This window comes from Rhodanobacter sp. UC4451_H18 (assembly GCF_052978225.1).
In genome coordinates this window covers 1818729-1831249 of the sequence record NZ_CM129663.1, presented here as the reverse complement: position 1 = coordinate 1831249, position 12521 = coordinate 1818729, and the positions used below count along the sequence as shown (strand labels likewise).

Sequence of the window (12521 nt, the reverse complement as noted above, 5' to 3'; positions counted from 1 at the left end):
GGCGATCTCGCGACGGGCAACCCACCATGGGATGCGGCTTGATTGGGGAGAGAAAGACATGAAGCTGAACGGTTGGATGATCGGCATCATCGTTGCTGTTGCGCTTATGCAGGTTGGTATCGTGCAAGCCTCCAAGACAAAGGTGATCGTGAAGGCGGAAACCAGGGATGACTTCGTGGCGGTGGTTGCCGCGATACATCAACAGATGCAGCCAGGCGGCCAATATGAGCATGTCAGCGCGAGTGAGCGTGCCAGCATCGATCAGCACTTCAACGATATGCAGGGGATATTCGACAAATACGGCACGGTCGCCCAGATGGACGAGAAGGCGAAGGTCCGGCTGTTCAACGATCAGGAGTTCGTGAATGCAACGCTTACGAAGCGCGACAACAAGCGCTTGGTGTGCGAGCACGTTGCGCCGGTGGGATCAAACATTCCCCGGACCAGCTGCCGCACTTACGGCGACATCATGCGATCGCAACGGGACACGAACCGAATGTTGAACGATATGAGGCGAGTTCAGGAAACGAGAGGCGGCGGCGGCTGAGGCGTCCGTCAACGGCCGGTGCCCGAGGCCAGTTTCGAAGGAGATGTCAGCTGGCCTCCCACGCGGATCAGCGGCTGCCTGTCTCACCACGACCCCGTGCGGAGCATGCATTCAGATGAAAAAAATTGCCGAGGACATGCGGAAGCCGACCAAGGCCGAGATGGAAATCCTGAACGTCTTGTGGGCGCGCGATGCCTGCACGGTTCGTGAGGTTCATGACGTATTGCGCCTGGGCGATCGTACCGGTTACACGACGGTGCTGAAGCTGCTTCAGCTCATGCACGCCAAGGGGCTGGTGGAGCGGGACGACTCGCAGCGCGCCCACATATACCGTGCAGCGGCCAGCAAGAAGCGCACACAGAAATACCTCTTGATGGATTTGGTGCAACGGGTATTCGACGGCTCGTCCTCGCAGCTGGTATTGCAGGCCCTGGGCAGCCAGCCAACCAGCCGCGAGGAACTGGATGCGATCCGCAAGCTGCTGAACCAGCTCGACAGGGAATCGCCGTGATGGCCACGCACATGATCTGGTTCACGCTGATTCGGGTGATTGGATGGACTCTGGTGCATTTCCTGTGGCAAGGCACCTTGCTTGGCCTGGTGTATTTTTCCGTGAGATCGATCCTTCCGCGTGGCACGGCACGCTATCGCTTCGGGATGGGGATTCTGTTCGCGCTGGCCGCGTGTCCATTGGTCACGATGTGGCAATTGCTGGACACCGTGTCCTTGACGTCCGCGGCGGGTCAAGCGCCCGCCATGTCGTTGGTCGTCGGTGAACCGGTCGCTGGCGGCGCCGGGCATGCGGTTTCGGGATTCGATGTCTTGCTGCCGTGGCTGGTGCTGGCCTGGTCGATCGGAGTGCTGCTGCATTCGGTCCGCGCCTGCATGCAGTGGCGTGCGTTGAAGATGCTGGTGCGCGAGGCCGAGCAGTTGCCGCAATGGCAGCAACGGATTGCCGACATGGCCGGGCGTTTCGCCCTGCATCGGCGCATCACGGTACTGGGCAGCCGCATCATCAGTTCGCCGGTGCTGATCGGCTGGATTCGCCCGGTGATCCTCCTGCCCATGGCCGTCGTGTGCGGCTTTCCCGCGTCCCAGGTCGAGTTGATCCTGGCTCACGAACTGGCCCATTTGCGCCGTTGGGATCCGCTGGCCAACCTGTTCCAGGTCGTGCTGGAAACTGTGCATTTCTATCATCCTGTGGTGCGGTGGATATCGCGGGACGTCAACAACGAGCGCGAGATCTGTTGCGACCGGTTGGCTCTGGCCCTGGGCGGTGGCAGTCGTCGGGAGTTTGTTGCGGTGCTGGCCGAACTCGGTGACCTGCGTATGCGGCAGAAGAGCCTGGTGCTGGCGGCCAATGGGGGCGTGTTGCTGGATCGCGTGCAACTGATGGTGTTGCCGCAGCAGCAGGTTGGCCGCTTGCGCAAGGGCGGATATACGGTGGCGCTGGTGCTCTGTGCGGCGATGGCCATGCTGACCGTGCGCTTGCAATGGATCCAGGCTCAAATGAACGGCGGCATGAATGTCGCGATCAGGCAGTTGCACGAACTGGTGATGCCTGCCGCCCTGCCTCTGATGAGTCCCCCTTCGACGTGGCAGGTGCCCAATCTTCTGCAGATCCCGTCAGGGGCGATCCGGCTGGTCGAGGCAAAGGTCACCGCTGATGCTCCCGGTGCCATGGCGTTCGCCAGGCCTGTCGATTTGGGCCGGCCGGCAGCGGTTTCGCTGGTCAATCTCAGGTCGGACGCGTTTGACGTGCTGGCGATGAGGCCGATGGAGGCCATCGCCGACCCAGCGGCCACCGTGGTTACGCCGACCCCGGTGCGGGTCCGTCAGCCGGTCTATCCCCGGCGCGCGCTCAGCGATGGCATCGAGGGCCGGGTCGTGGTGGAGTTCGCCTTGGGCAGGGACGGCGGCGTGCGCGATTTGCGCCTGGTCAGCTCGGTCCCGGTTGGGGTATTCGACCAGGCTGCCCTGGACGCCATGCGCTCCTGGAAATATGCCGTGCCGGCGGGGGTGGCGTCGACCCGCTATCGACAGATTCTCTCGTTTACGCTCAAGAGCGCGAGCGCCGGCCGCCAAGACGGGCAGGCGGCTGCCACGGAGAATATCCAAGCCAAGTCGGTGTGCCAGATTCCCACGGGCACGCATATTTGCCGTTGGCCGGACAATGAAACCACGCCCGACAAAGTCGCTCCCGGCGCCGTCTCCCGATAGCCTGGTCGGTCCCCGTCATGTGGCGCCCGCGTGCCCCGAAGGATTTCGCCCGCCCTTCCGGTCTGCCACGAGGGAAGCGCGGCGGCGCCCCCTGTTCTCGTCATCGGCAGAGCGCTGAAACCGGGTAACGGAGTGACGCGTGGCCTGCCGGCCAGGTGGTTAACCGGCATCTAACCTGAGTCTCGCTATAAGTTCCGCGTTGTCTGTCGGCGGGTGAGCCCGTGATGGATGGCAGGTGATGGTAGCGGGGCAGTTGTTTGGGTCCAGGTGGGCGACGGCGAGTCGTGCATCTGGGCCTTTTTCTTGGAGACCCCGGGAAGAAGGCCACTTCCCGTGGCTTTCTTCTGTCGCAAGCCCGGTACGAGCCCGGACTTGCTCACGCGAACCAGGCACGGGTGTGCCCGATCCGCGTGCGGCCATCGGGCCACTGCTCCGGCATTGCCTCAACTCGGGCATCGGGCAATTGCTCCATGCATTGCCTCAACTCGGGCGTCGGGCAATTGCGCCATGCATTGCCTCAACTCGGGCATCCATGCCCTCGCCATGCCCTCGCCATGCTCTGGCCGTGTCCTCGCCATGGCCGAGAGATTGAAAATCGCCATCTTTCAGCGCCGCGTTCACGCAAGCTTGTTAAGCTGGCAATCCCACCGGCCCGGCGCCGGTTGTGCAGGAGTGGCACATGCGCGTATTGGTGATAGAAGACAACAGCGACATCGCCACCAACATCGGCGATTACCTGGAGGACCGCGGCAACGTGGTCGATTTCGCCGGCGACGGCGTGACCGGGCTGCACCTGGCGGTGGTGCACGATTTCGACGTGATCGTGCTGGATCTGACCCTGCCCGGCATGGATGGCCTGGAGGTGGCGCGCAAGCTGCGCCACGAGGCGCACAAGCAGACCCCGATCCTGATGCTCACCGCGCGCGATGCGCTGGAACAGAAGCTCACCGGCTTCGAGTCCGGCGCCGACGACTACATGACCAAGCCGTTCGCGCTGCAGGAGCTGGCTGCGCGGCTGGAGGTGCTGGCGCGCCGCGGCAAGGGCCCGCAGAGCCGCGTGCTGAAGGTGGCCGACCTTACCTTCAACCTCGACACGCTCACCGTGAATCGCGAGGGCAAGTCGATCCAGTTGAACCCGATCGGCCTGAAGCTGTTGCAGGCGCTGATGGAAGCGAGCCCGTCGGTGGTCACCCGGCAGGACCTGGAGCAGCGCGTGTGGGGCGAGGAGTTGCCCGATTCCGACTCCCTGCGCGTGCACATCCACGGCCTGCGCGCGGCGATCGACAAGCCGTTCGGCAAGCCGCTGATCCACACGCGGCACGGCATTGGCTACCGCATGGTCGAGCCGGATGCAGTCCAGGCGTAAGCTTCGTTACCGCTTGATCGTCTCCTTCGCGCTGTTCGGCTTCGGCCTCAGCGCGTTGTTTGCCGTGGCCTCGCTGTACGTGCGCGCCAAGGTGGAGGATCAACTGGTGGTGTCGGCGCTGCAGCACGACGTGGACCAGGCGGTCGACAAGGTGATCGCGCACCCCGACCAGCAGGCCAGCTCCGAACTGATCGACGCCTGGTTGTGGAGTGACCGCACCATCTACAAGGCACCGCTGGATTGGCAGGGGCTTTCCACCGGTGTCTACGACATGAACGACGTGGACGAACAGGGTCGCCCCCGGCACTACAAGCTGGCGGTGCGGCGCAAGGACGGCATCATAGGTTTCGTGCGCTACGACGTGAGTCGCGAGGAACTGGGCAAGCGTCAACTCATCACCGCGCTGGTGCTCGTGGTGTTCCTGTTCAGCGTGCTCTCGCTGGCGATCGGCGTGTGGCTGTCGCGCAAGGTGCTCAAGCCGGTCAGCGAACTGGCCAATCGCCTGCGCGATTTCCGCAGGGCCGGCAAGGCCGAGCCGCTGGCGCCGCATTTCGCCGACGACGAGGTGGGCGAGCTGGCGCATGCGCTGGACGAGTATTCGGCGCGGCTCACCGCGATGGTCGAGCGCGACCGCGAGTTCAACTCCGACGTCAGCCATGAACTGCGCACGCCGCTGGCGGTGATCGCCAGCACCACCGAGCTGCTGCAGGGTTCGCCCGACCTCACGCCCAAGCTGGCCGAACGGCTCAAGCGGATCGAGCGCGCCTCGCGCCAGGCCACCGAGCTGATCGAGGCGCTGCTGCTGCTGTCGCGCGCCGAGCGGCGCGGCCCCACCCGCGGCGAGACCACCGACGTCGGCAAGGTCGCCGCCGACGTGATCGAGAGCCAGCGCCCGCAGATGCGCGGCAAGCCGCTGACGATCGAGCTGGACGTGCGCGGCGCGGTCAGCGTCAACGCGCCGGCCTCGGTGCTGGCGGTGGCGCTGACCAACCTGATCGGCAACGCGATCAAGTACACGCTGGAGGGCAGCGTGCAGGTGGTGGTCGGCGATGGCGGCGTCGAGGTGATCGACACCGGCCCGGGGATCAAGCCGGAGGAAGCCGAGCGCTTGTTCCAGCGCGGCGTGCGCGGCGAGGGCGCCGGCGGCAGCGGCGCCGGCCTGGGCCTGGCGATCGTGCGCCGCCTGTGCGAACTGTATGGCTGGGATGTCGCGATGCGCCCGCGTACCGACGCCAACGGCGCGATCGCCAGCATCGCGTTCTCCTAGGCGCAACCCCCGCGATCCCGTTAACCGCTCCCGCGTGCGGGTGAGGACGTGGCGGTGTCGAACAGGTCCGTCTGTGCCTGGTAGCTGTCGCGGTCGACGAAACCGGCGAGCCCCACGCCGACCAGCCGATAGCGCGTGGTCGTCGGGCGTTCCACGCGCTCGCGCAACGTGCAGGCGATCTCGCCCAGCTCGCGTGCCGAACGTGGCCGCTGCGGCGGTGTGAGGCTGCGGGTCAGGGTGTGGAAGTCGGCCGTTTTCAGTTTCAGCACGACGGTGCGGGCGACCCGTTCGCGTTCGCGCTGATAGCCGCTCCACGCCTTGTCGGCCAGGCGGCGAATGTGCGGCTCCAGCTCGTCCAGCGGCAAGTCGTGCTCGAAGGTGTCCTCGGCGGAGATCTGCAGCGTGGGTCGCTCCGGCTGCACGGGATGCTCGTCGATGCCGTGGGCCAACTCGTGCAGGCGCCGGCCCCAACGCCCGAAACGCAACTCGAGCGTGGCGACGGCGAGCGCGCGCAACTCCCCCACGGTGGCGATGCCCAGCGCGGCGAGCTTGCCCTCCATCACCTTGCCCACGCCGGGCAGGCGACCCACCGGCAGCGGCGTGAGGAAGTCCAGCACCTGGCGCGGGCGGATCACGCACAGGCCGTCGGGCTTGTTCCAGTCCGAGGCGATCTTGGCCAGGAACTTGTTCGGCGCCACGCCGGCGGAGGCGGTCAGTGCGGTCTCTGCACGGATCGCCGTGCGGATCGCCTCGGCGGTGGCGGTGGCCGAGGGCAGCGCGGTTTTCGTGGTGGTGACGTCGAGGTAGGCCTCGTCCAGCGACAGCGGCTCGATCAGGTCGGTGTGGCGGGCGAAGATCTCGCGGATCTGTCGCGACACCGCCTTGTAGCGCACGAAGTCCGGCGGCACGAACACCAGCTGCGGACACAGGCGTTCGGCGCTGATCGCCGGCATCGCCGAGCGCACACCGAACACGCGCGCCTCGTAGCTGGCCGCGCACACCACCGAGCGCGCGCCGCGCCAGGCCACCGCCACCGGCTTGCCGCGCAACGCGGGATCATCGCGCTGCTCCACCGAGGCGTAGAACGCATCCATGTCGATGTGCAGGATTTTCCGCGGGGCGGACATCTGAGGAGCGCGGCCTGGCGTGCTGGGGGCCTTGGCATTGTACGCAGCCTCGCCCGGGCGTTCAGCGCCAGAACGGGATCACGTACTCGTCGATCGGGTCGCGTTCCGGCTTGCGGCCGGGCGCGGGTGGCGCGTTGGCCACCCGCAGTTCGTGGCGGCCGGGCGCGAGCGGGCGCACGTCGATCATCGCCACCAGCGCCGGCCGTCGTGCCCGCGCGTCGCTGCCGGTTTCGTAGCGCAGGCCGGCCACGGGCTTGCCGTCCAGGGTCACCGCGTGCAGCTTGCCCAGGCAGTCGAGCGTGTGTTCGGCGCGGGCCTGCGCTTCTGTCATGTCGAGCGCCGCCGCGCACTGCCGCCGCAGGGCCGCAGCGTCGCGGCCGGGCTGGTAGGGCACGACCAGCCGGAGATACGGCGAGTCGATGACGGCGCTCTGGATGTAGGGCACGGCGGGGTCGCGGATCAGGTCGCGCTGGTCGTCGTAGTAGGCGGCATTGATCGCATGGCTGCCGTTGGCAAGGTACGGGAAGGCCGCGTACTCGCCCAATCGGTAGGGAGAGCCCGAAGGCAGCAGGGTCAGCGCCCCGAAGATCGCCGTGGGCGCGACGATCAGCCAGACGAGCAGCACGAAGCGGACTTCGCCGATGCGGCTGGAGACCAGCAACCAGACGTACTGGGTGCGGCCGACGCCGATTCGCGCGTAGAACCGCAAGGTCGCCCCCAGAACGCGCCGCAGCCGGCCTGTCGGCGCCAGCCGGCTGCCGAACCGGCGATCGATCAGGTGCGCCACCAGGAACGGAAGCATCACTGCGGCAAAGACGGGGAGCACGAAGTCGAACAGGTCGACGCGGAGGTCGAACACCCGCTGCAGCGTTCCGGTGACGCCGAACACGACGCTGGCGACGAGACAGATCACCAGCAGCAGGATGCCCAGCATCACGCCCAGCGCGAATACCACGGTGGCGCGATTGTCCGCGCGCTCGATGCCGATGCCGGCCGGCGCCAGGCGCTGCTGTTCCAGGGCGCGTCGCACCGGGCCCATGCGCAGGCGTTCCCAATGCACGCCTTCGGGGAACACCGAGTGCAGACCGACCAGGGCGATCCACTGCGCGCGCAGGATCAGGTGCAGGGTGAAGGTGATCGCCAGAATCAGCGCCGCCGATTTCAGGTAGACGAACACGGTGATGAGCGCCGCCACCGTGGCTTCGTTGAAGCGCGGAACCAGCGCATACATGCGATCGTCCAGCCAGCCCGGCAGCTGCAGCATGGCGAATACCGCCACGCCGGAGATCAGCAGTTCGACCTCCCAGGTCGGCGTGGTGTGGCGAGGCAGCGCATCGGCTTCCTGCACGGACTCGGTGGACGGATCGTTGACGGTCATGCAGCAAGGTTTCCGGTGGTTGGCCTCAATGGCTGGGCGAAGATAGCGCGGCACGCCGAAGCGCAGGATGGTTGGCCAGCAGGTGCGCGAAGCGCTCGGCCGCCTGCGGTTGCCCGGCGAGGAACAGCGACGGTTCGATCAGCTCCAGTTCCATCAGCACGAAACGCCCGCCGCTGACCACGCCATCCACCCGCGCATACGCCGGCACGTCGTGGCCCGCGACAGCGAGCGCGGCCAGGGCGCGCCCGGCCGCGGCGCGCGTCGCGGCATCGGGCACTGCCGGTTCGCTGCGGCCGCCGTGTTCGTCCTGCACGCGGTAGTCGCCCGCGGCGGGGCGCTTGATGACGGCGTGGCTGTACTCGCCGCCGAAATACAGCAGCGACCACTCGCCGGCGCCGGCGATTTCGGAAAGGTACGGCTGCACCAGGTAATCCAGTGCCGTCGGCAACTGCGCCACGGCCGCGGCGAACGCATCGTCGCCGACCTCGCCACGCAGGGTCTGCCACGCGCCGCCGCTGATCGTCGGCTTGACCACCACCGACGCGCCGGGCATCGACGCCAGCACGCGCGCCAGTTCGCCGCCGTGCGCCAGCCGGGTCGGGATGGTCGCCACGCCCAGGCGCGCGAGTTCGAACAGGTAGCGCTTGTCGCTGTTCCAGCGCAGCAGGCGGCTGTCGTTCAACGTGGCGACGCCGAGCCGGTCGAGGCGATCCAGCCATTGCCCGAACGCCGCGGGGTGCTTGTGGTAGTCCCAGATCGTGCGGATCAGCACCAGGTCGAATGCCGACCAGTCGACCTGCGCGTCGTTCCACACGCACACCGTCGGCGGTATGCCGAGTTGCGCCAGCGTGGCGGCGAGGTGCGCGTCGTCCGGGTCGATCCAGGGGCGCGCGGCACAGGTGGCGAGGGCGAGTCGGGCGGGGTGATCGGGCAACGGCATCGGCGCAATCTAGCAGCGCTGGCCGGCGTTGCGCGCGGTCCCGTGCCAGACGGGACTGGTGAAAGCGTCCCCGACAATGGCAAGGTAGCCGGCGTGCTGACCGAACCCGCCAATGCCTACGCCCGCCGCCTGAACACCTGGGACGCCGCGATGATCGTCATCGGCGGCGTCATCGGTGCGGGCATTTTCCTCACCCCGTCGACGGTGGCGCGGCATACGTCATCGGGCGTCGAACTGCTGATCCTGTGGGCGATCGGCGGCGGACTGACCCTGGCCGGCGTGCTGTGCTACGCCGAACTGGGTGCGCGGCGGCCGCAGGCGGGCGGCATCTACGTCTACCTGCGCGAGGCGTTCGGCCTGATGCCGGCGTTCCTGTTCGGCTGGACGATGGCGCTGATCAACTATCCCGGCAGCGTGGCGGCAGTGGCGACGATGTTCGCCGAATACCTGTGCAGCGCGCTGGGGCTTGGCGGGCAGGGTTACGTGAAGCCGGTGGCGGTGGGCGCGATCGTGTTCATCGTGGGCATCAACCTGTTCGGCATTCGCGCCGGCGCCTGGCTGCAGAACGTGTTCACGGTGCTCAAGCTGCTGGCGATCGCGCTGCTGGTGATCACCGGCCTGGTGCTGGCGCACGAACACCTGGGCGTGGCGCTGATCGGCCAGCCGGCCACGCCAGCCTCGCCGTGGGCGTTCGCCGGTGCGCTGCTGCCGGTGCTGTTTTCCTATGGCGGATTCCACTACCTCAACGACCTGGCCGGGGAGGTGCGCAATCCGCAGCGCACCCTGCCGCGCGCGTTGGGCATGGGCATGACCGGCGTGGTGATCTGCTACCTGCTGGCCAACTGCGCCTATCTCTCCGGCTTGGGGCATGCCGGCCTCGCCGCCAGCGACGCGCCGGCGGCGGACCTGCTGCGCCGCCTGTTCGGCGAGCGCGGCGCCACCGTGATCGCGGTCGGCATCGCCTGCTCCACCTTCGGTTATTGCGCGATCGCGGTGGCCGGTGGTGCGCGCGTGCTGCAGACGATGGGTGCCGACGGGGTGTTCTTCCGCGCCGCGGGGCGGGTCGACCCGCGCACCCGTGCACCGCAGGTGGCGCTGGCCGTGCTCGGGGCGTGGGCGGTGGTGTTGGCGCTGTCCGGCACCTTCGGCCAGCTGCTCAACTACACCACGGTCGGCGAGTGGCTAGGCCACGTGTTCGGCATCGGCACGCTGTTCTGGTACCGCAAGCATTTCATCGACGAGCCGGCGCCATACCGGGTGCCGTTCTACCCGTTGCTGCCGCTGATCTTCGTCGTCACCGTGTTCGGCGTGATCGTCGCCAGCGCGATCCACGCGCCGCGCGATGCCGGCATGAGCCTGGTCATCATCGCGCTTGGCGTGCCGGTGTACTACGGCTGGCAGCGCTGGGTGCGCCGGCATCCGCTGGCGTAGGCTGGCGGCGGGTTGCTGCCGGCGGGGACGCCGATGAACGTGCGTGTGTGGATGGCTTGCTTCGGCCTGGCCCTGCTGGGCGCCGGCCATGCCGCGGGCATGGATGCGGCGCGCCGCGAGGTCGTCGGCACCCTCCAGCTGGAGCAGGTGCGACGGGTAGGTGGTGTCGAGCATGCCGCCGACAGCGTGGCCCAGCGCCGCTACACCTTCGCACCGGCGGCGCAGCCGTCGATCGTGCTCGTGCCGCGCAGCGGGACGTGGGACTGGTCGGACCAGGGCGAGCTGCACCTGCGCGTGCAGAACGCGATGCCGTGGGCGGTCACGCTCGATGTGGAGATCGACAGCGCCGGCCAGCGCCTGCAGGCGCGCGTGGGCTTGCCGCCGGGACCGGCGCAGACGCTGGTGGTGCCGCTGCGCGCCAGCTCGCCGCGCGCGCAGGGCATGCAGGTCGGCCCGCCGATGCCGTTCGATGATGGTGGTCACAAGGTGTTGCTGGCGACCACCGTGCGTGGCGCGCTGGACCGGCGCCGCGTGCAAGCCATCCGCCTCGGCATCCCCTCGCCGCAAGCGGAACAGACACTGCTGCTCGGCGGCATCAGCACGCGGCCGGGTGAGCCGACCGTGCACGCGGCCTACGCCGGCATCGTCGATCGTTACGGGCAATCCACCCGCGCGCAGTGGCCGGAGAAGATCGGCTCCGATGCCGCGTTGCGCGCGGCGGTGCACGCGGATGCGGGCAGCGCGGCCCCGGCCGCCGATGCCTACGGTGGACAGCCAGGCCAGGCGCTGGATCGCACAGGCTGGTTCCACGTGCAAAAGCGGGGCGGTCGCTGGCGGCTGGTGACGCCCGACGGCCACGCGTTCTTCTCGCTGGGCGTCAATGCGGTCAACGCCGGCGGCGGGCGCAGCTACGTGGAGAGTCGCGAGTTCATGTTCGACGACCTGCCGCCCGATCGCGGCGAATGGGCGGCCTTTTACGGACGCGGCGACAGCCGGCGCCCGGGCGAGGGCGCCAGCCAGGGCATCGCGTACAACCACGGCCGCTGGTTCGATTTCTACGCAGCCAATCTCCACCGGATCGACGGCAGCGACTGGCTGGCCGCCTGGCGCAAGCGCACGCTGGATCGGCTGCAGGCCTGGGGCTTCAACACCCTCGGCAACTGGAGCGATGCCGCGCTGGGTGCCGCGCATCGCCTGCCGTATACGCGTTCGATCAACATCGCCGGCGACTATGCCGACGTCGCCAGCGGCTACGACTACTGGGGCCGCATGCCCGATCCGTTCGATCCGCGCTTTGCCGTCGCCACTGAGGCGGCGGTGGCGAAGGCCAGCGCGGGGGTGACCGACGATCCCTGGCTGCTCGGCTACTTCGCCGACAACGAACTGGCGTGGGCCGGCGAAGGGCCGCAAGGGCGTTGGGGATTGGCGCGGGGCACGCTCGCCGGCGACGCGCGCAGCCCGGCCAAGCAGGCTTTCGTCGCGATGCTGCGCCAGCAGTACGCCACGCCGCAGGCGCTGGGTGAAGCCTGGGGCATCGAGCTGCGTTCATGGGATGCGCTGCAGGCCACCGGCTATGCGGCGCCGGCGCCGAACGAGGCGCATCCGGCACTCGCCCGCGACTACAGCCACTGGCTGCGCCGCTACGCCGACGCCTATTTCCGCATCGTGGCCGCGGCGCTCCGCCGCCACGATCCGCATCACCTGTTTCTGGGCGGACGCTTCGCGGTGTACACGCCCGAGGCCGTCGCCGCCTGCGCGCGGTATTGCGACGTGGTCAGCTTCAACGCCTATGCCGACCTGCCGCAGCATCATGTCGACATGGCGTTGATGCGGACGCTGGATCGGCCGGTGCTGCTCGGCGAATTCCATTTCGGATCGAACGACCGCGGTCCGTTCGGTGCGGGCGTGGTGCCGGTGGCCGACGAGGCCGCACGCGGCGCGGCCTACGCGCGCTATCTAGCCGCCGCCACGACGAACCCGCTGGTGGTCGGCGCGCACTGGTTCGAGTACGCCGATCAGCCGCTCGCCGGTCGTCTGCTCGACGGCGAGAACAGCCACATCGGCCTGGTCGGCATCACCGACATTCCGTTCGGCGGCTTCGTGCGGGCGGTGCGTGCAGCCAACCGGAGCGTGGCGGCGCCGCCGCGGGGTGCCCCGAACGGGCGCTGAATCGCGACGCGCGCGCGATCGGCTATGCTGGGGAACCACGCAGCCGGCATGTGGTCGGCTGAACTCGTGACCTCAA

At 68.0% G+C, this 12521-nt stretch carries 10 protein-coding genes; 7 read left to right on the top strand and 3 right to left on the bottom strand.

Translation table 11 applies throughout. The features are described 5' to 3' along the window. Positions 1-58: 58 nt before the first annotated feature. The 5 genes from ACVCMG_RS08400 (at position 59) to ACVCMG_RS08380 (ending at position 5400) form a co-directional block, all read left to right on the top strand. Complete coding sequence (locus ACVCMG_RS08400) at positions 59-547, top strand: hypothetical protein (protein WP_447105457.1); 489 nt, start codon at positions 59-61, stop codon at positions 545-547. A gap of 115 nt (positions 548-662) precedes the next feature. Next, positions 663-1058, top strand: a complete 396-nt coding sequence (locus tag ACVCMG_RS08395) for a BlaI/MecI/CopY family transcriptional regulator (RefSeq protein WP_395116063.1) — start codon at positions 663-665, stop codon at positions 1056-1058. Next, positions 1058-2767 carry a TonB family protein gene (locus ACVCMG_RS08390; RefSeq protein ID WP_447105459.1) on the top strand — a complete coding sequence of 570 codons (1710 nt, stop codon included), beginning with the start codon at positions 1058-1060 and terminating at the stop codon, positions 2765-2767. The genes ACVCMG_RS08395 and ACVCMG_RS08390 overlap by 1 nt, the downstream gene beginning before the upstream one ends. Positions 2768-3446: 679 nt before the next feature. Further along, the gene (locus tag ACVCMG_RS08385) at positions 3447-4133 is read left to right on the top strand and encodes a response regulator transcription factor (protein ID WP_395116067.1); all 687 of its coding nucleotides are present in this window, start codon (positions 3447-3449) and stop codon (positions 4131-4133) included. Beyond that, positions 4117-5400: a sensor histidine kinase gene (locus ACVCMG_RS08380; protein WP_395116069.1), complete on the top strand. Its 1284-nt coding sequence runs from the start codon at positions 4117-4119 to the stop codon at positions 5398-5400. The genes ACVCMG_RS08385 and ACVCMG_RS08380 overlap by 17 nt, the downstream gene beginning before the upstream one ends. Before the next feature lie 20 nt (positions 5401-5420). Here the strand turns inward: ACVCMG_RS08380 and dinB are convergent, their stop codons facing one another. The 3 genes from dinB to ACVCMG_RS08365 form a co-directional block, all read right to left on the bottom strand. Further along, positions 5421-6527 (bottom strand): DNA polymerase IV, encoded by a 1107-nt coding sequence (dinB, locus tag ACVCMG_RS08375; protein ID WP_447105460.1) that lies wholly within the window; start codon positions 6525-6527, stop codon positions 5421-5423. A 61-nt stretch (positions 6528-6588) separates the two neighbouring features. Continuing rightward, positions 6589-7905 (bottom strand): hypothetical protein, encoded by a 1317-nt coding sequence (locus ACVCMG_RS08370; protein ID WP_447105461.1) that lies wholly within the window; start codon positions 7903-7905, stop codon positions 6589-6591. A gap of 25 nt (positions 7906-7930) precedes the next feature. Then, the gene (locus ACVCMG_RS08365) at positions 7931-8845 is read right to left on the bottom strand and encodes an ATP-grasp domain-containing protein (protein ID WP_447105462.1); all 915 of its coding nucleotides are present in this window, start codon (positions 8843-8845) and stop codon (positions 7931-7933) included. A gap of 93 nt (positions 8846-8938) precedes the next feature. Between ACVCMG_RS08365 and ACVCMG_RS08360 the strand changes: the two genes are divergently transcribed. Together ACVCMG_RS08360 and ACVCMG_RS08355 are read left to right on the top strand one after the other, a co-directional pair. Then, the gene (locus tag ACVCMG_RS08360) at positions 8939-10276 is read left to right on the top strand and encodes an APC family permease (protein WP_395116078.1); all 1338 of its coding nucleotides are present in this window, start codon (positions 8939-8941) and stop codon (positions 10274-10276) included. A 33-nt stretch (positions 10277-10309) separates the two neighbouring features. Then, positions 10310-12445, top strand: a complete 2136-nt coding sequence (locus tag ACVCMG_RS08355) for a beta-galactosidase (protein ID WP_447115375.1) — start codon at positions 10310-10312, stop codon at positions 12443-12445. Positions 12446-12521 lie beyond the last annotated feature (76 nt).